At 58.3% G+C, this 20,034-nt stretch carries 10 protein-coding genes; 7 read left to right on the top strand and 3 right to left on the bottom strand.

The genetic code is table 11. The features are described from left to right. Position 1: 1 nt before the first annotated feature. Both BJF97_RS14850 and ybtA read right to left on the bottom strand, forming a co-directional pair. Positions 2–6,100, bottom strand: coding sequence for a non-ribosomal peptide synthetase (locus tag BJF97_RS14850; RefSeq protein ID WP_064388354.1), 6,099 nt, complete (start codon positions 6,098–6,100; stop codon positions 2–4). Positions 6,101–6,283: 183 nt separating this feature from the next. Next, positions 6,284–7,243, bottom strand: coding sequence for a yersiniabactin transcriptional regulator YbtA (gene ybtA / locus BJF97_RS14845; RefSeq protein ID WP_032694987.1), 960 nt, complete (start codon positions 7,241–7,243; stop codon positions 6,284–6,286). 256 nt (positions 7,244–7,499) lie between these two features. Here ybtA and ybtP point away from each other — a divergent pair, with 256 nt between their 5' ends. From ybtP to BJF97_RS14825, 4 genes are read left to right on the top strand one after another with little or no spacing between them, the layout of a single operon-like run. Then, on the top strand, positions 7,500–9,212 hold the full coding sequence (gene ybtP, locus BJF97_RS14840) for a yersiniabactin ABC transporter ATP-binding/permease protein YbtP (RefSeq protein WP_032694988.1): 1,713 nt from the start codon (positions 7,500–7,502) through the stop codon (positions 9,210–9,212). Continuing rightward, positions 9,199–11,001 carry a yersiniabactin ABC transporter ATP-binding/permease protein YbtQ gene (gene ybtQ, locus BJF97_RS14835; RefSeq protein WP_032694989.1) on the top strand — a complete coding sequence of 601 codons (1,803 nt, stop codon included), beginning with the start codon at positions 9,199–9,201 and terminating at the stop codon, positions 10,999–11,001. Before ybtP ends, ybtQ begins: the two co-directional genes overlap by 14 nt. Then, on the top strand, positions 10,994–12,274 hold the full coding sequence (ybtX, locus tag BJF97_RS14830; protein WP_014229379.1) for a yersiniabactin-associated zinc MFS transporter YbtX: 1,281 nt from the start codon (positions 10,994–10,996) through the stop codon (positions 12,272–12,274). Before ybtQ ends, ybtX begins: the two co-directional genes overlap by 8 nt. A 27-nt stretch (positions 12,275–12,301) precedes the next feature. Next, the gene (locus BJF97_RS14825) at positions 12,302–13,612 is read left to right on the top strand and encodes a salicylate synthase (RefSeq protein ID WP_032694990.1); all 1,311 of its coding nucleotides are present in this window, start codon (positions 12,302–12,304) and stop codon (positions 13,610–13,612) included. A 69-nt stretch (positions 13,613–13,681) separates the two neighbouring features. On the opposite strand, the gene pgtP is transcribed toward BJF97_RS14825, so the two are convergent. After that, on the bottom strand, positions 13,682–15,073 hold the full coding sequence (gene pgtP, locus BJF97_RS14820; protein ID WP_009652152.1) for a phosphoglycerate transporter PgtP: 1,392 nt from the start codon (positions 15,071–15,073) through the stop codon (positions 13,682–13,684). A 373-nt stretch (positions 15,074–15,446) separates the two neighbouring features. On the opposite strand from pgtP, the gene pgtC reads away from it, so the two are divergent. Genes pgtC through pgtA form a run of 3 tightly spaced genes read left to right on the top strand, consistent with a single transcriptional unit; the run spans position 15,447 to position 19,916 of the window. Further along, positions 15,447–16,670 (top strand): phosphoglycerate transport regulator PgtC, encoded by a 1,224-nt coding sequence (gene pgtC / locus BJF97_RS14815; protein WP_103449120.1) that lies wholly within the window; start codon positions 15,447–15,449, stop codon positions 16,668–16,670. Next, positions 16,670–18,676 (top strand): two-component system sensor histidine kinase PgtB, encoded by a 2,007-nt coding sequence (gene pgtB, locus BJF97_RS14810; protein WP_102802915.1) that lies wholly within the window; start codon positions 16,670–16,672, stop codon positions 18,674–18,676. Before pgtC ends, pgtB begins: the two co-directional genes overlap by 1 nt. Beyond that, positions 18,666–19,916 (top strand): two-component system response regulator PgtA, encoded by a 1,251-nt coding sequence (gene pgtA / locus BJF97_RS14805; RefSeq protein WP_032694992.1) that lies wholly within the window; start codon positions 18,666–18,668, stop codon positions 19,914–19,916. Before pgtB ends, pgtA begins: the two co-directional genes overlap by 11 nt. The last annotated feature ends 118 nt before the right edge of the window (positions 19,917–20,034 follow it).

The following is a 20,034-nucleotide window of genomic DNA, read 5'->3' as shown; positions in this document are numbered from 1 at the left end:
GTCAAATGCGCCGCTGACGACGGCGAACCGGCCGCACGCGTTTGGTTTTCTCCTCCAGGGCTACGCCGGCGAGATAATTGGCCAGCGCGACAGGAGAAGGGTGAGTGAACAGGTCAAGCAGCGTCAGGGTGGCGAATTCGTGACGTTGTAACAAGACGTGCAGCTGCACCAGATTCAGCGACGTGGCGCCCGCCTCAAAAAAGTTCTCTGCGGGTGCGACAGGCTCGCCAACCACCTCGCGAAAGGCGTCGCAAATCAGGCTGACGCTGCTCTTGTCCGCCGCGATCCGCGGCTGAGCGCGCTCAGGGCGCAGCCGGCGGGCGCGTCGCTCCGTGACCTTAAGCGGGGGAACCAGGTCGGCGAGCGGCAGCTGCCAGCTGCTGTCATCCTCCGCCATTCGGTTAAGCAACGCGCAATACTGTGCAAACTGGCGCTCCACCTGCCCGTCAGGAAACAGGGCGGCGACAAAATCCCAGTTAAAGCGCAGTTCCCCTTCGGATTCATAAACCTGGTGATCGAGCCAGACCTGCGGCGTCTGGGATATACCCCACACCGGTTTGAGCAGATTGCGCCGGGCAAGGAAGTTATCCTGCTCAAAGCCCAGCGCGCTGGTAAAGACGACAGGCATTGGGACAGCCGGTACGTTTTGCCGCCGCGCCAGTTGCCGCATCACGCGGATTGCCGACACATCGCGGTGGTTGAGGCTCTCGCTTAGTCGCTGCTGTAATAACCGCGCGCTTTGCAGCCAGCTCTCGCCGGGATGCCAGCTCAGCAGCATCAGCGAAGTAAAGTCGCCCAGGATCTGGTTGATTTGCGGGTGCAGCGGTCGTCTGTCGAAAAGCGTAAGGTTAAGCGTGAAATCGGGCTGTGCGCTCCATGCAGCAAGAACCGTTGACCACACGGATAACAGTACGGCCGACGGGGTGAGATGAGCATCAGCCGCCCGCTGTTTCAGGCGACGCCAGCGCGCGCTGTCCATTGCCCCATAGAGCCGTGCGAAGCGCGGCGTCTCAACGTCCTGAGGCAAGCAGCATAGCGGTAACGCAGGCGCCGGAGGAATATCATCAAGCTGCGTTTGCCACCATGCCAGAGAGTCGGGATTGGGCGTCCGCAGCGCGGGTTGCTGCAGATAATCCCTGAAGGTAACGGGAAGCGGCGGCGGCAGCTGCTGCGGATAGCGATAGCCGTGTTCCAGCTCTGACAACAGGATCTGCATGCTCAACCCGTCAAGCAACAGGTTATCCAGACACAGCCACAGGCGGGCGGGCATCCCGTCGACGAACCCGACCTGGAGATCGAATACCGGCCATACTTCAGGGTTGAGAACCTGATGCGCCAGTCTGTCGCGTACCTGCAGCGCCTCTTCGGGGCTGTGCAGGATGTGCGCGGGTATCACCCACGGGGGAGTCTGTTCGAGAACCCGCTGTTGTCCATCCCGCACCACGGCGCGCAGCATATCGTGGCGGGCGATTAACCGGTTCCAGACCTTCTCCAGCCGGTGAATATCCAGATCGGCAATTTCAAATTCAACAAAGAAGTGTGAGCCTACGCCGCCAAGGGCAAAGCCCGGCTGACGCCCGACCAGGTAAGCCTGCTGCACATCAGTCAGCGCGAAAGGCCGGTAGCGTTCTTCAGGGGAGTGGACAAAGGGTTGTTCAACAGGGAGGTCGGTTTTACGCAGCGTGGCGGCAAAATCAGCCAGCCGGGGGTGATTAAACAGGTCGCTTAATCGTGCTTCATAACCCGCCTGGTGGAGCTGTCCGATCAGCCTGGTGGCTAGCAGGCTATCACCGCCATGCTGGAAGAAGTCGGTTTCTCTGCTGACGGCGCCCATCGACAAGAGCGGCTGCCAGATGACGGCAACCTGCTTCTCAATATCGTCCAGGGGTAAATCCGCTTCAGTCCGGTTTTCAGCTTCCGGGGTATGACAGCGCTTTAGCGTCTGATAGTCAATTTTGCCGTTCGCCGTCAGCGGTAAGGCGTCAAGTAAGAAGATCCGTTTCGGTACCATCCACCCCGGCAGACGTTCGGCGAGAGCGGACTGCAGCTGACGAGGATCGCGGCGAACCTGGCTAACGGGGCATTGTACGAGGAAGCGCTGCAATCCCTCGACTTCATCGCCGTGCTGGCAGTTGAAAGCGGCGGCGGTAAATATCGCCCCCCAGTCAGCGCTATTGTGAAGTAAGGCTTCGGGCTGACCATCGGTTAACAGAAGCGTGCTGAGCAGGGCGGAGGGCGTTAACTGACGAAACTCCAACACATAGAGCAGCGCGCCTGGAACGGCCAGCTGCTGTAATGCCGCGAGGAGCCCGGGCTCTTCCGGCAGCAGACGATGCAGGGCGTTATTCAGCCAGATAATGTCCGCCGAATGAGCATGCGCCGCCAGCGTGTCTGCACTCCAGAGGGCCAGACGGGCGTCAGACCACGGTGCAAGCCGCTGTCGGGCGCTCAGCAGCAGCTCCTGGCTGTGCTCAAGCCCGACATACTCAATCTCGTCAGCGCTGAGCCGGGTTAGCAGGCACTCTGCGGCGCGGGCGGTGCGGACACCCACCTCTAGCAGGCGTACCGGGCGCTGTAAACGCCGGGAAAGCTGTTGACAGATTGTCGCCAGTTCCTCGATATACAGGGCGCTGGCCGGATGGTCGAAAGCCAGACTTTCCGGCGACCACCGCGCATCGTTCAGTAATGACAGTTCGTGGCGAGCGCCGCGAAGGATCTGCGTTAAGGTGAGGTCATGCCCGCTGAAAGAAGGAGGGTCATTCTCCGGCGCTTCCCCCGCACAAACCTGATAACCCTCAGCGGCGGGCTGCAGCCGCTGTTGGGTCACGAGAAAGGCTAACCAGCGTTCCACCACGGCCCGCCAGCGAGGCTGGATAGCGAGAGCATTCATCAGGGGAAGAGGATCGGCGCCAGGAGTTTGACCCGGTTTCAGTTTTAACAGGCGATGCTGAAGAAAATCAGCGACCTGGCCGGCGGAGATTTCCGGGGGGCAGACACAGCAGGGCAGCGTTCCGGCAAGCCCGCGCCACGCCTGGGGCAGCGCCGGGTCCCGATGATGGGTAACACAGAAAGCCGAACCCTGAGGCACAACCCAGGCCGCCAGGGTCTTTTCTTTTTCGCCGATCGCCACAACGGTTGACTGTTTCACTCCAGCCAGCTGGCTGAGCGCGCTTTCGATTTCACCCAGCTCGATGCGATATCCCCCGACTTTGACCTGCTTATCGCGACGACCGAGGAACTCTAACGTACCGTCTGGCCAGTAGCACCCGAGATCGCCGGTGCGATACCAGCGCGCGTTCGATTGCGTTACAAACTGCTGCTCGCTGCGTACAGGATCGTTAAAGTAGCCTTCCGCGACCCCGATACCGCCAATCCACAATTCGCCCGGTACCCAGTCCGGGCAGTCCCGGCCCAGTTCATCCACCACCCGGTAACGTTGGTTGGCCAGCGGAAAACCATAAGGGATGGCGCGCCAGTGGTCGGGGACCCGGTTAATTTCACAGGCGTTAGACCAGATAGACGCCTCGGTGGCGCCGCCCATGGCGATAAACTGTCCCTGGGGGCGGAAGGCGTGATAGCGGGCAGGAAGATCGAGGCCGATCCAGTCGCCGGAAAGCATGACCGCCCGCAGTTTCTCCGGCGCGGCGTCGGCGAAACCTTCACACCAGGTCAACAGCATATCGAACAGCGCCGGGACGCTGTTCCAGAGCGTAACATGATGACGCTGGATCAATTCGCACCATGCGCGGGGATCGCGCCGTTGATTTTCCATAACGATAACCAGCGAGCCGCCGGCGCTCAGAACGCCAAAAATGTCGTAAACCGATAAATCAAAATGCAGGGCGGAGAGGGCCAGCACTCTGTCTCCGGGACCCACCTGGTAACGGCTATTGATATCGCAGCAGGTATTCAGCGCTGCACGGTGAGAAATGACCACGCCTTTCGGCGTGCCGGTCGACCCGGAGGTATAGATAATGTAGGCCGGCTGCGTCGGCGCGCGCGCCGCCTGGTCGGCTAGCGGCTCCGCCTCAATGGCCTGCTGCCAGGTCAGGTGGGGAATATCGTCTGACCAGGCGCTGGCGTCGTGCTGGCTGGTGAGCACCAGCCGGACGTTGGCGTCAGCGTAGATTTTCCCGCGCCGCGCGGCGGGCTGGTCGAGCGAAACCGGAACGTACACAGCCCCGGACAGCAGCACGGCGAGGACCGCAACCAGCTGTCCCGCGCCTTTCGACATTGTAATAGCGACATTGTCGCCGGGCTGAACCCCGCACGCGATTAACCTGCCAGCGCAGCGGCGCGCGTTCTCGGTCAGCTCACGATAATTCCACTGATAATGCGCGTCCGTTACCGCCAGCGCCTGCGGTTGCCGGAGGGCGATGCGGAAAATGCCTTCATGCAGCAAGCCCTGAGGAACGGGAGCGTCGGTTGCGTTAACCCGTTGACGTATCTCCCGCTGGCTTTGGGGCATCCTGTCCGCGAACGACTTCTTCCAGGCGCTTTCATCATCGCAGAGTTGGTTAATCAGCTGGCAGTAGGCGTTGAACAACGTCTCGACCAGCGCCGGAGGGAACAACGCGTCATTGCTATCCCATTGTAGCCAGACCTCGCCCCGATGCTCGAACGCCAGATGATCTATCCAGACCTGCGGCGTCTGCGAGATGCCCCATTCCGGTTCGCCCAGCGGCGACTCGGCGCGGCTGCTGTACAGGGAGCGCCCCAGATTGCTGGTAAATACCACCGGGGCGCCGTGGGGATGGCTTTGCTGGCGTTTGAGTTCACGAAGGAGCTCGACGCCGGACCAGTGGCGATGCTCCCAGTCCTCAGTAAACGTGAGCTGGTTTTTACGCGCCAGGTTGCTGACGGTATCGCCATCGCAGGCGGTATCCAGCAGAAGAATATTGGTGAAGTCGGCAAGCATTTCGTCAACCGCCGGGTGCAGCGGCTGGCGGTCAAATAACGTGATATTGAGCAGCAGCCGCGTCAGGCCGCCCCAGCGCCCCAGAACGGCAGCAAAACAGGTCGCCAGCGCCATTGTCGGCGTCACGCCATTCTCACCGGCCCGTTGGCTAAAGGCGTTCCAGCGTGTTGTCGGGACAATCATGCGGCGTCGGGTATTACGGACTTCACGCAGCGTGGCGGGTTCGCAGGCTAGCGGTAAAACCGGCGCGGGTGGCAGCATTGATGCTTTCGCCAGCCAGTACGCGCGCGCTTTGTCGAGCAGCGGCTGATTGATCTTCTGCTGGTGCAGCAGATAAGCGCGGAAATCATAGCGGGGGTCACCGGGCGGCAGCGACTCTCCGGCCAGCAGGGCGTTAAGTTCATCGAAAAACAGCGTAAAGCTGGAAGCATCCATAATCAGCAGGTCGATATTGACATGGAGGCGGTGGCGATTGTCCGGCAAGAGCGTCAACTGAAAATCAAAGGTTTCGCCCATTTCCACGCGTAAAAGACGGTGGCTCAGGCGCTGGCGCAATGTTTCCAGATAGGCCTGGCGGCTTGCCTCGTCGGTCTGGCGTAAATCATGAACGGTGACGCCGTTCCAGTATGGCTGCGGTAGCCAGACCTGCTGCCCGTCGGCGTGAAAGGCGATATGCAGCATCGGGTGGCGTTGCAGTAAGATCGTGATAGCCTGCTCCAGCTTTGGCGCCGTCAGATAATGGCCGGCAAACTCCTGATACAGATGGCAACCGACGCCGCCCAGCGTCTGTCCGGGCATTCGGCCCGTCAGATAGGCATGCTGTACCGGCGTCAGCGGGAAGGGGGTACCCTCGCTCATGACTGGCCACGCCGCCTCCGCCAGGGAGCTTGCATCATCCGGTTTTTCACCCGAACGGCTGCGCATCAGCTGGCGCCATGCTGCCAACGTGGGGGCGGCATACAGCTCGCGAAGGGTGAGGCGGTAGCCCTTTTTACGAAACCAGTGTAACCATCTCATTAATCTTATGGAGTCCAGGCCCGCCTGGATCAGATTGCTCTCTTCCTGTAACTGCTGCGGCGCTACATTCAGTTCCTGTATTAACAGTTCGCGTAATTGTTGATAATCGGCCGCTTCGCCGTTGTCCGATAACAGCGGATCCTGAGAGGGGGCGCCAGAAATCATTCTTCCTCCTGATGGCACGTCATACCAAAAGCATTGCTTATATGAGAATAATTATTATTAACAATTGAGCGCTACCCGAATCGGGTTTATTTGTGCCCGTTTCGGTTTACGGTCGGCAAAAAACAAGGCCCGGATGGCGAATCCGGGCCTTGTTAACGGAGGAGTTTCTGGGGTAAGCCCTGGTTAGATCAGACGTTTGAAGGTCGACGGGGTGACGCCAAACTGCTTCTGAAATGCGGCGGAGAAATGGCTGGCGTTGGCATAGCCTAGATCCGCCGCCACCGTCATAACGGAAGTATTGCCATTGGCCAGCCGTCTTCTTGCCTCCTGCATGCGTTCAGCCTGAAAAAGACCATAGACGCTGTTGTTGAACAGAACGCGAAATCCCCGCTTAATTTTAAGCACGCTTAAACCGGACTCTCTGGCGAGTTCGGTGACCCCCGGCGCCTGCGTCAAATCGGCCAGCAGCAGATCCTTTGCCCGCAGCAGTTTCTGGCGCTCCATCGGATTGAAGTGGCAGGAGGAACAGCTGGCGTCCTCGCGATGTTCATCCAGCACCAGGCTGAGCATCACCAGACTTTGTCCCTGTAGCCATAACGTCGACGGTTTTTGTTCATGACTGAAGCCGCCGTGCATCCGCATCAGCGCGTGCCGCAGGGCCTGAGCCGTTAGGTGAGTTTCGGCATTACAACGCTGCTGCTGGCAACAGCAGTGGGAGTCGATCTTATTTTTAATGACCGAGCTAATATCCGGCACCCACAGCGCGAGGGCTTCAGGGCTGAAAGAGAGCGTAATGCTCTCGAACCGGCCGCAGTAGGAGGCGCTGCCGCGGCAGTCTGGCGTATGGGTAATGTAATGACGATCGCGCGCGAGTTCCCAGTCGGTGTGGCGGCTGAGTCCCTGGATCGCAAAGCGCGATGTGCCTTCCAGAATGCAAGAGAAGTTAATCCTGCCCAGGTCATCGTGCAGCTGCAACGTCTCGGGCTGAGCAAAGTGGCCCCGCCAGAGCAAAATATCCATACCTTCCTGCAACGAGCAGCGCAGCAGCTCACACTGGGCAGGAATAGTGCCGTCGTTCGCGGGTTTTCCAACCACTAGCTGGTGAATAGAGATTGCAGATTGCGTTTGTGGTGACTCCGTCATGACCGGGTTATCTCCCTGTGGCTTAGACCAATGCGGGTATAAATAGAACCGAATGGGGTAGATGAGTAATTGATAATGGTTATTATTCACATTAATTCCCGGAACGCCACCTTGAAATAGTGTTTTTGGCGTCCATAAAAATTCATCAGGAAAATCAGTCGCTCCCATGTCATCTCACTCATCCAACACTGAATCGCTGTCCCGATTTCCTCTTTGGCAGGTGATTACCCCGGTTCGCCGGAAGGTGCTCCTGGCTATGGCGCTGGCGGGGCTGGCGGCCTTCACCAGCCTGGGGGCGCTGCTTTTTCTGGCATGGTGCCTGCGCGATCTGCGCGGGGCGCCTGACATCATCCCCGTCTGGCCGCTGAGCGGCGTAGTCGGCTGCGTGATAGCGACCTTTATCCTGCGTCTGCAGGCGTTCAATACCTCTCATTATGCGGCTTTCCATCTGGAGAATATTCTGCGCAGCAGATTAGCTCGAAAGACCCTACAGCTTGCGCCGGGCGCGTTACAGCAAATGGGCAGCGGATCGGTGGCGAAAGTAATGCTGGATGATGTGAAGTCGTTACATATTTTTGTTGCTGACAGCACGCCGCTCTATGCCCGCGCCATAATCATGCCGCTGGCGACTGTTGTTCTCGTATTCTGGCTGGACTGGCGACTGGCCATCGCGACGCTGGGGGTACTGGCGTTTGGTTCGGTGGTGCTGGTACTCGCCCGTCAGCGCTCGGAAAACATGGCTCAGCGTTATCATCAGGCGCGTGAACGGGTCAGCGCCGCGGTGATTGAGTTCGTACAGGCCATGCCGGTGGTGAGGACCTTTGATAGCGGCAGTACCAGCTTTTTGCGCTATCAACATGCCCTCGAAGAGTGGGTCGATGTGCTCAAAAGCTGGTATCGACAGGCCGGATTTTCAGCGCGCTTTTCATTCTCAATTCTGAACCCGCTGCCGACCATATTCGTTCTTATCTGGTGCGGATACGGCCTGCTGCACGCTGGCAGTCTCGATTTTATCGCCTGGGTAGCCGTTTTACTGATAGCCAGCGGAATGGCCGAAGCGGTAATGCCGATGATGATGCTTAATAACCTGGTCGCGCAAACGCGTTTAAGCGTTCAGCGTATCTATCAGGTTCTCGCGATGCCGGAACTCTCGCGGCCGCGAGCCGATCGACAGCCGGAAGAGGCGAGTATCACCTTTGAGCAGGTAAGCTTTCATTATCCGCAAGCGCGGAGTGGCGCCGCGTTGCAGGAGGTGAGCTTTCATGTGCCTGTCGGGCAAATTGTGGCGCTGGTAGGGCCAAGCGGCGCCGGGAAAAGCACCGTGGCGCGGCTGCTGCTGCGTTACGCCGATCCCGACAAAGGCCATATTCGTATTGGCGGCGTGGATCTGCGCGATATGCGGATAGAGACCCTGATGAAGCAAATCTCGTTTGTGTTTCAGGACAACTTTCTTTTTGCCGACACGATCGCCAATAACATCCGTCTGGGCGCGCCGGATACGCCGCTGGAATCGGTGATAGCGGCGGCCAGAGTGGCGCAGGCGCATGAGTTTATAAGCGCGTTGCCGGAGGGTTACAGCACGCGGGTCGGGGAACGAGGGGTATTTCTCTCCGGCGGGCAGCGGCAGCGCATCACCATCGCCCGGGCGCTTTTGCAGGATCGTCCCATTCTGGTGCTTGATGAAGCGACGGCGTTTGCCGATCCGGAAGGTGAAGCGGCACTTATCAAAGCCCTCGCGGCGGCCATGCGCGGCCGGACGGTCATCATGGTCGCGCATCGTCTCTCCATGGTGACTCAGGCCGATGTGATATTGCTGTTTTCCGACGGTCAGCTCCGGGAAAGCGGGAGCCACGGGCAGCTGTTGGCGCAGGGTGGCCTGTATCAACGGCTATGGCAACGCTATCAGCAGGCGCAGCAGTGGGCGCCGGGTGGAACGCAGGAAGAGGCGGTGCAAAATGAAAGACACTAACCCGGCGGATAATCTGGCCTGGCGCGCGATCTGGCGCCAGCTTATCTCCAGCGTGGGCAGTCAGGCGGGAACGCTGCGGCGCAGTCTGGTTGCTCTGCTGCTGGCGGCATTGATGCAGGGGATCGCCTTCGCCTGTCTCTATCCGATCGTTGATGCGCTGCTACGGAATGAAGCATCGCGGCTTCTTCACTGGGCTTTGGCCTTCAGCATTGCGGCGTTGGTGACGCTGGCGCTCCGCTGGTATGGGCTGGGCTTTGAATACCGCGGGCACCTGGCGCAGGCCACCCATGAGCTGCGCCTGCGCCTGGGCGAACAATTACGCCGCGTGCCGCTGGAGAGGCTCCAGCGCGGCAGAGCGGGCGAAACGAACGCCTTGTTGCTGGGCTCCGTGGATGAAAACCTCAATTATGTGATTGCGATAGCCAATATTTTACTGCTGACCATCGTCACGCCGCTGACGGCGTCGCTGGCGACATTGTGGATCGACTGGCGGCTGGGGCTGGTGATGCTGCTGATCTTCCCTTTGCTGGCGCCGTTTTATTACTGGCGCCGCCCGGCGATGCGGCGACAAATGCAGACCCTGGGCGAAGCGCATCAGCGGCTGAGCGGGGATATTGTTGAATTTGCGCAGGGGATGATGGTATTGCGTGCCTGCGGTAGCGATGCCGATAAAAGCCGGGCGCTGCGGGATCATTTTGATGCTCTGGAAAACTTACAGACCCGCACTCACCGCCAGAGCGCGGGCGCGACGATGCTGATCGCCGGCGTTGTGGAGCTGGGACTACAGGTGGTGGTGTTGTGCGGAATTATCTGGGTGGTCACGGGCACATTGAACCTCGCCTTTCTGATTGCCGCCGCCGCGATGATTATGCGTTTCGCTGAACCGATGGCCATGTTTATCAGCTACACCTCGGTGGTGGAACTGATTGCCAGCGCCTTACAGCGTATTGAGCAATTTATGGCGATCGCGCCGCTTCCCGTTGCCGAACGCGGGGAGATGCCGGAACGTTACGATATCCGCTTTGACAATATTCATTACCGCTATGACGACAGCGGCGATCCCGCGCTCAATGACCTCTCTTTGACCTTTCCGGCGGCCAGTATGAGCGCGCTGGTGGGCGCTTCCGGCGCAGGTAAAACCACGGTCAGCAAACTGTTAATGCGCTATGCCGATCCGCAGCAAGGGCGGATTTCTATCGGCGGCATCGATATTCGTCGCCTGACGGCGGAGCAGCTCAACAGCCTGATTTCCGTCGTTTTCCAGGATGTCTGGCTGTTTGATGACACATTGCTGGCGAACATCCTGATTGCGCGCCCGCAGGCGACCCAGCAGGAAGTGGAAGAGGCCGCCCGAGCGGCGCAGTGTCTTGAATTCATTACCCGCCTTCCTCAAGGCTGGCTGACGCCAATGGGCGAGATGGGCGGACAGCTATCGGGCGGCGAGCGCCAGCGGATTTCCATTGCCAGGGCTTTATTGAAAGATGCGCCAATCGTCATTCTTGATGAGCCGACCGCCGCGCTGGATATCGATAGCGAGCTGGCGGTACAGAAAGCTATCGATAACCTGGTTCACAACCGGACGGTGATTATTATCGCCCATCGCCTGTCTACCATCGTCGGGGCCGGAAACATCCTGGTGATGGAGGAGGGCAAAGTGGTTGAACAGGGCACCCATGCGCAGCTGCTCTCTCTTCATGGGCGCTACCAGGCGCTGTGGCACGCGCAAATGGCCGCCCGCGTCTGGCGCGCCGAAGGGGGTTCCACATCAGAGGAGGTGGCGCATGAGTGACGTTCCGTCGAATGTGAAACCGCTGACGTTAACCACCGGGCGGGTGATTTTCGCCATTGCCGGCATCTATGTGACACAGAGTCTGGTATCGGCGCTCTCGATGCAGTCCTTGCCCGCGCTGGTGCGCGCTGCTGGCGGATCGCTTGCGCTTGCCGGGGCGACAACCCTGTTCATGCTGCCCTGGGCGCTGAAGTTTATTTGGGCGCCGTGGGTCGAGCGCTGGCGGCTACCTCCTGGCAGCCCGCAGCGCCGTTCCCGCATGCTGATCCTGCGCGGGCAGGCTGCGCTCGCGGCGATCCTGGCGATTGCCGCCGCGATTGGCGGGACAGGGCGAGAAGGCGGATTGCCCGAAACGCTAGTCGTCGCGCTATTTGCGCTGTTTATGGTGGCAGGTACGGTCGCCTCCACTATTGATATCGCCAGCGACGGTTTTTGCGTCGATCAGCTGACCCGCGCAGGGTACGGTTGGGGAAACAGCGTGCAGGTCGGCGGCAGCTATCTGGGAATGATGTGCGGAGGCGGGGTGTTTCTGATGCTGTCGGCGACCGTCGGCTGGCCTGCGGCCATGCTGATGATGGCGGCGCTGATCCTGGTCTTATCCGTACCCCTGTGGCGCATTGCCGAACCAACGCGCGCAGCATCTGTTCCGCATGTTCCGGCACTGGGTTATGCGCTTAGAAGGCGACAGGCTCGTCTGGGCTTAATGCTGGTATTGATGCTGAATTCCGGCATGCGGTTTGTGCTGCCTCTTCTGGCGCCGCTGCTGTTGGATCATGGTCTGAGCATGTCAGCGCTCGGCGCGCTGTTCAGCGGCGGTAATATTGCGGCGGGCATAGCCGGAACGCTGGCGGGTGGATTGCTGATGAAATACCTCTCACCCGGCAGAGCGCTGTTTGCGGCTTATGGCGTGCAGGGCATCGCGCTGCTGGCGGTAGTGATGACGCTGCTGATAGCGCCGGGTCCTCTACTGCTGCCGATTCTCCAGGGGTTGATCGTTGTTCAATCTGTTTCGCTGGCCTGCGCGTTGGTCTGTCTTTACGCCACGCTGATGGCGCTTTCTTCGCCTTTGCAGGCCGGTGTCGATTTTACGCTCTTTCAATGTACTGACGCCGCCATCGCCATTCTGGCCGGCGTAGTCGGCGGCGTTGTCGCGCAGCGCTTTGGCTATGCGGCCTGCTTCCTGTTTGCCGGCGTATTCACGTTGCTGGCGGCGTGGATTGTTTCTATCCGACTGCGTTCGGCAGAAGAACTGATGACAAGCTCAATTGATTGATCCGGGAATAACACAGAGAGGTAAGGGATGAAAATCAGTGAATTTTTACACCTGGCGTTACCAGAGGAGCAATGGCTGCCGATGATTTCTGGCGTCTTACGTCAGTTCGGAGATGAAGAGTGCTATGTCTATGAGCGCCAACCTTGCTGGTACATAGGTAGAGGATGCCAGGCGCAACTGCAGATTAATGCCGACGGCACCCAGGCGACATTCATTGATGATGCCGGAGAACAAAAGTGGGCGGTAGATTCGATTACCGACTGCGCGCGTCGTTTTATGACGCATCCGCGGGTGAGAGGATGCCGGGTATATGGCCAGGTTGGGTTCAACTTTGCGGCCCACGCGCGGGGAATGGCCTTTGATGCCGGCGAGTGGCCGCTGCTAACGTTAACCGCTCCCCGTGAAGAACTTATTTTTGAAAAAGGAAATGTTACCGTTTACGCGGACTCCGCCGACGGATGCCGCCGTCTGTGCGAGTGGGTAAAAGAGGTCGATACGGCGACACCATGCGGGCCAATGGTTGTGGATACCGCCCTGGACGGTGAAGCGTATAAACAGCAGGTTGCGCGCGCCGTTTCGGCGATCCGCCGCGGCGATTACGTTAAAGTCATCGTCTCACGCGCGATTCCTCTGCCAGCGCGAATTGATATGCCCGCTACGCTGCTATATGGACGACAGGCCAACACACCCACCCGTACGTTTATGTTTCGCCAGCAAGGACGCGAGGCGCTGGGTTTTAGTCCGGAACTGGTGATGTCGGTGACGGGAAAGAAAGTGGTCACTGAACCGCTGGCGGGCACCCGCGATCGCATGGGCGATACGGCGCATAATCAGGCAAATGAGAGGGAGCTGCTGCACGACGGTAAAGAGGTGCTTGAGCATATCCTCTCGGTCAAAGAAGCCATTGCCGAACTGGAGGCGGTTTGCCAGCCCGGCAGCGTGGTGGTCGAGGATTTGATGTCGGTTCGCCAGCGCGGCAGCGTCCAGCATCTGGGGTCTGGCGTCAGCGGCCAGCTCGCGGAAGATAAGGATGCCTGGGATGCGTTTACCGTGCTGTTTCCGTCAATTACCGCGTCAGGTATCCCTAAAAAAGCGGCCCTCAACGCGATCATGCAAATTGAAAAAACGCCGCGGGAGCTCTATTCAGGCGCAATCCTGCTGCTGGAAGATACGCGCTTCGATGCGGCGTTAGTACTGCGTTCCGTGTTTCAGGATAGCCAGCGCTGCTGGATACAGGCGGGGGCGGGTATCATCGAGCAATCTACGCCGGAACGCGAACTGACGGAAACCCAGGAGAAATTAGCGAGCATTGCGCCCTATTTAAAGGTGCCCGCGTGACGGTTATCGACCCAGTTTAAGGTTAAAAGTGCCAGCAGGCTGGCACTCTCTTTTGCCGGGTTCAGGCGCTTATTGTGCGTCGGCCAGCGCCAGTTCGGCTTCTTGCTGTTGCGTGTTCTTACGCTGTTGCTCAAGCTCCAGCGCGCCGCGATGAGAGAGGTAGCAGAACAGAATGCAGCAGACGATCCCGCCCATCAGCAGATAGAACCCGCCGTGCCAGCCCATTTTATCCACCATCACGCCAAACAGGCTGGTGCCTAACGATGCGCCAAAGATGTAGCTCATAAATCCGCGCAGTCCCACGGCGGAGCCGACGGCAAAGCTGGGAACAATTTCCATGGTCTGCACGGAGGCCAGAAACTGCGGCACGTAGATCAGGCAGCCCACGATCGCCGCGAATACCGTCACCATCAGCAGGGATTCGCTTTTCCAGTAGCCGATCAGGCAGACAAAAATCAGCGCCATACAGATCATGGCAAGCGGCATGCGCCGTCCTTTGAACAGCTTGTCGGAGAGCCAACCCGCCAGCAGGGTCGACGGAATCGCCGCCCATTCAAAGAACAGGAACGCGACGCTCATCTGCTCTTTGGAAAAATGTTTCACCGTCAGCAGATAGATAGGCAGCCAGCTGATCATGCCGAAACGCACCATATAGACAAACACGTCCACAAGGGAGACATACCAGGCGTTTTTGTTGCGCAGAACGTAGGTGCAGAAGATCTGGAATGCGCTCATATTTTCCGGCGCTTTTACCGCGTGTTTAGCGTTAAGCACGACCTTTTCTTCCGGCATCATCTCTTCCAGCGCAGGCAGGCCTTCCTCGCGCGGCGAACCTTTACCCAGCGCCAGTACGCTGATGGCGAACACCACCGCCACGCAGGCCGGGACAATGTAGCTGGCGCTCTGCCAGTGCTCGGTACCGAGAATCGCAAACGCGGCGCCGACGATCGGGGCGACAATCCCGCCGCCGACGTTATGGGAAATGTTCCAGAAAGCCCCCACGCGACCGCGCTCCCGGCGAGGGAACCAGTTAGCGATGGTGATAAAAGAGGGGCCGACGCCCATCCCCTGAAACAGACCGTTCAGAACGACCAGCGCAGCGAAGATCCAGAATGCGGTGCTGAACCCCAATCCGACGTTGACGATCGCGCACAGCACCAGGCCGCAGGCCATAAAGACTTTCGGGCTGGCTTTATCCGCCAGGCTGCTCATAACGCCTTTGCTGATCCCGTACGCAATGAGCATACAGCTGCTGAGCAAACCGATCTGGGTGGCGCTCAGATCTAACTGCTCTTTCAGATAAGGCGTGGATAAGGTGAAATTGTTGCGCACAATATAGTACGCCAGATAACCCAAAAATACGCTTAGCAGCGCCTGCATGCGGTAGCGGCCATAAGTTGCCTGAATTTTCTCAGCCGGCACTTTATTTGCCGACGGCCCTTTTTTTAATATTGATAACATGTCGTCACCTGTATTTTATATTGATATGAACATCAGGAGTATTCGGCATGAAGAGTGAAATAAGTGGTCAGAAAACTCAAATCGTCAAAATGGGTCAAAATTGACTCAAATTGATGAATTCAGGGGTTATTTTTAACGCATTGAACATCAATGAAATAGCGAATAATTAATTTTCCGCTGATTTTATGTCAGGCATGTGCGGATATTAACAAATTCCACATTCATTATCTGGTAATGTTTGCTGATATTCCCGGAGGCCAGCGCGGCTATTTCGAGGCTAGCGGTGATTAATCCGCCAGGCGTCATAAACGGGTAAGTTTTGTCTCAACGCTCTTTTTTCGGTATTTCAATATTTATGAACGGGATCACAAACATGACGCTCGCGTTGCTGCTGCTGGCCGCCGGATTCAGCTCCTGTGCGGCGCAGGGGAACGAACTGGTGATGGCGACAACATTTTCCCCCAGCGCCACCGCGTGGATTATCGCACGCTGGCAAACGGAGCCGGGGTCGGTGATGATTCGCACCCTCAACCGCACCAGCGCCTCGCTGGAACAGCTGCTTGATACGGCAAATGCGGAGAACGTTGATCTGGTCCTGACCTCGTCACCGATGCTGCTGCAGCATCTTCAGGAGCATCAAAAGCTGGCGCCGTTCAGCGGCGCGCCGGCGGCCAGTCAACGCCTGGTGCCGGAATCCATCCGCGCCACCTCCGTTGCCGTGGCGATGTCGGGGTTTGGCTTGCTGATTAACCGCTCGGCGCTGGCGACGCGGCATCTGCCTGCGCCAGCGGACTGGGACGATCTCACCGATCCCCGATATCAGGGGGCGCTGCTGATGAGCAGCCCGTCGCGCTCGGACACCAATCATCTGATGGTGGAGTCGCTGCTGCAACAAAAAGGCTGGCTTAAGGGATGGCAAACGCTGCTGGCAAGCGCGGGAAATCTGGTGACGATTTCATCCCGCAGCTTTGGCGTGGCGGATAAGATCAAAAGCGGGCTGGGCGTAGCCGGTCCGGTGATTGATAACTACGCCAATCTGTTGCTGAACGATCCGCACCTTGCTTTTATCTATTTTCCGCAGTCGGCGGTGTCGCCTACCTACGTCGCGGTGCTCAAAAATAGCCAGCACGCCAGCGAGGCGCGGCGGTTTATTCGCTATCTGCTGAGCCCGGAAGGCCAGCGGATCCTCGCCGACGCGAATACCGGGAAATACCCGGTGACGCCGCTGACGGCAGGCAATCCACGGGCGGCGCAGCAGGCGGTGCTGATGAATCAACCGCCGCTGAACTATCGCCTGATCCTTAAGCGTCAGCGTCTGGTTCAGCGGATGTTTGATACGGCGATCAGCTTTCGTCTCGCCCAGCTGAAAGATGCCTGGCGAGCGCTGCACAGCGCGGAGGCTCGCCTTAAGCGTCCGCTGCCCGAGATACGCGCGCTGCTAACCGGCGTCCCGGTCGATCCGGCAAGCAGCGAGGATGAAGCCTGGCTGGCTAAGTTTGATAATAAGAGCTTTGCCGAGCAGCAAATGATGGAGTGGCAGCTCTGGTTTCTCAACAACCAGCGGCAGGCGATCAATAAACTGGAAGAGCTGAAATGATGGCCCGTTCCATACTGCAACGTCTGCGGCAAATCAGTATCAGCAGCAGCCTGCGCGGGGCCTTTCTGATGGGCGCGCTGCTGACGCTGATTGTCAGCAGCGTCAGCCTCTATTCATGGCATGAGCAAAGCTCGCAGATACGCTATTCGCTGGACGAGTATTTTCCCCGCATCCACTCTGCTTTTCTGATTGAAGGCAATCTCAATCTGGTGGTCGATCAGCTGAATGAATTTCTTCTGGCGCCGAATACCACGGTGCGCCTGCAGCTGCGTAACCAGATTATTCAGCATCTGGATAAAATCGAGCGGCTGAGTCAGGGATTGTCGCCCGCGGAACGCCAGCAGCTGGCGGTGATTTTACAGGACAGCCGCGCGCTGCTGTCGGAGCTGGATCGCGTGCTCTACAACATGTTTCTGGTACGCGAAAAGGTAGGGGAGCTCTCGGCGCGTATCGACTGGCTGCACGATGATTTTACCACTGAGCTGAATTCACTGGTGCAGGACTTTACCTGGCAGCAGGGAACGCTGCTCGATCAGATTGAAGCCCGCCAGGGCGACGCGGCGCAGTACCTGAAGCGTTCCAGAGAGGTCCAGAATGAACAGCAGCAGGTCTATACGCTGGCCCGCATTGAGAATCAAATCGTTGACGACCTGCGCGACAGGCTTAATGAACTGAAATCCGGAAATGATGACGGCATGCTGGTGGAGACGCATATCCGCTATCTCGAAAACCTGAAGAAAACGTCGGATGAAAATATTCGCGCGCTGGACGACTGGCCGAGCACGATCACGCTGCGACAAACGATTGATGAGCTGCTGGAAATCGGCATGGTGAAAAATAAGATGCCGGATACCATGCGCGACTACGTTACGGCACAAAAAGCGTTAGTGGACGCCAGTCGCGCCAGAGAAGCCACGCTGGGGCGCTTCAGGACGCTGCTTGAAGCCCAGCTTGGCAGCAGTCATCAGCAAATGCAGATGTTTAATCAGCGTATGGGACAGATTGTCCGCGTGAGCGGCGGGTTGATTCTGGTGGCGACGCTGCTGGCGCTGCTGCTGGCGTGGGTGCTGAATCATTATTTCATCCGATCGCGGCTGGTGAAACGCTTTACCGCGCTGAACCAGGCGGTGGTGCAGATTGGTTTAGGCCGGACGGATGCCACCATTCCGGTTTATGGCCGGGATGAGCTGGGGCGTATTGCCGGTTTGCTTCGCCATACGCTGGGTCAGCTTAACGCGCAAAAACAGCAGCTTGAACAGGAGATTGGCGAGCGAAAAACGATTGAGGCCGATCTTCGCGCCACCCAGGACGAGCTGATCCAGACCGCTAAACTGGCGGTGGTGGGGCAGACGATGACCACCCTGGCGCATGAGATCAACCAGCCGCTGAACGCGCTGTCGATGTATCTGTTTACGGCAGGACGGGCGATTGAGCAGGGACAGACGGCGCAGGCGCGGGCGACGTTAAGTAAAGCGGAAGGGTTGATTAACCGCATTGACGCAATTATCCGCTCGCTGCGTCAGTTTACCCGCCGCGCTGAACTGGAAACGCCGCTGCATCCGGTTGATTTGCGTCAGACGTTTACGGTGGCGTGGGAACTGCTGGCGATGCGCCATAAGCCGCAGCAGGGGACGCTGGAGATACCGGATGAAACCGTCTGGATCCGCGGCGATGAAGTGCGGGTTCATCAGGTGCTGGTCAACGTACTGTCGAATGCGCTCGACGCCTGTCCGAACGCGGCGAAAATAACGGTGAGCTGGCAAATCCACGGCGACACCCTGTGCGTGTTGATTGCCGATAACGGTCCCGGCTGGCCTGCGGCCTTGCTACCGTCACTGCTGAAGCCGTTCACCACCAGCAAAGATGTGGGGCTGGGGATTGGGCTGTCGATTTCTGTTTCGCTGATGACGCAAATGGAAGGGACGCTGCGCCTGGCGTCGACGTTAACGCGCAATGCCTGCGTGGTGCTGCAATTTAATTTAACGGATGTAAATGATGTTGAGTAATGAGTGTTCGATTCTGCTGATTGATGATGATCGCGATGTGCTGGATGCCTATACGCAGCTGCTTGAGCAAGCGGGTTATCACGTCCACGCCTGCGATAACCCCTTTGATGCGCGGGCGTGGGTGCAGAAGGACTGGCCCGGCATTGTGCTGAGCGATGTCTGCATGCCCGGCTGCTCCGGCATCGATTTGATGACGCTGTTTCATCAGGATGACGAGCAGCTGCCGATTCTGCTTATCACCGGTCATGGCGACGTACCGATGGCGGTGGATGCGGTGAAAAAGGGGGCCTGGGATTTTCTGCAAAAGCCGGTCGATCCGGGTAAGCTGCTCTCGCTGGTGGACGCCGCGTTGCGCCAGCGGCAAGCGGTGATCGCGCGTCGCCAGTACGGCCAGCAAAAATTACGGGTTGAGCTGATCGGGCGCAGCCAATGGACGGAACAGTATCGCCAGCGTTTACAGCAGCTGGCAGAGACGGATATTGCGGTCTGGCTTTACGGCGAAGCGGGAACCGGGCGTATGACCGGCGCACGTTACCTGCACCAGCTGGGGCGTAACGCCGAAGGCCCTTTTGTCTACTGCGAACTGACTGCGGCCAACGCCCATAAGCTGAATGACGCGATCGCGCAGGCGCAGGGCGGAACGCTGGTATTAAGCCGTCCGGAGCACCTGACTCATGAGCAACAACATCTGCTGGTACAGGCGCAGAGCCATGAGAAGCGGCCTTTTCGCCTGATTGGTATCGGCAGCGCGTCGCTAGTGGCGCTGGCGGGCAGTAGCCAGATCGTGGCGGAGCTCTATTACTGCTTCGCGATGACGCAAATTGCCTGCCTGCCGCTGTCAAGGCGGCCTGATGATATCGAGCCGCTGTTCCACCACTATTTGCAAAAAACCTGTCAGCGACTGAATCATCCCGTCCCGGAGGTGGATCGCCATCTGTTAAAAGGGATGATACGTCGGGCGTGGCCGAACAACGTCCGCGAACTGGCGAACGCTGCCGAACTGTATGCGGTGGGGGTATTACCGCTCGCGGATACGGTGAATCCGCTGATGCACGTCGGCGAGCCAACGCCGCTCGATCGACGGGTTGAGGACGTAGAGAGGCAGATCATCACCGAAGCGCTGAATCTCCATCAGGGGCGCATTAATGAAGTAGCGGAGTATCTGCTTATTCCGCGTAAAAAACTCTATCTCAGAATGAAGAAATATGGCCTGAGTAAAGAGCACTACAAGAGCTTTTAGCGAAAATTGAGGGGGAGGGCGTTTATTTCCTTGCCCCTGATTTTTTGCGTTTTATTAATCGTATGACAAATAGTGGTTGTTTTCTCTGCACGTGAATTATATAAATATCCAGCAAGTT

The organism is Klebsiella sp. LTGPAF-6F (assembly GCF_001753185.1).
GTDB classification, from domain to species: domain Bacteria; phylum Pseudomonadota; class Gammaproteobacteria; order Enterobacterales; family Enterobacteriaceae; genus Klebsiella; species Klebsiella michiganensis.
Note: the sequence above shows the minus strand (reverse complement) of the source record. Positions and strands in the feature narration are given on the sequence as shown.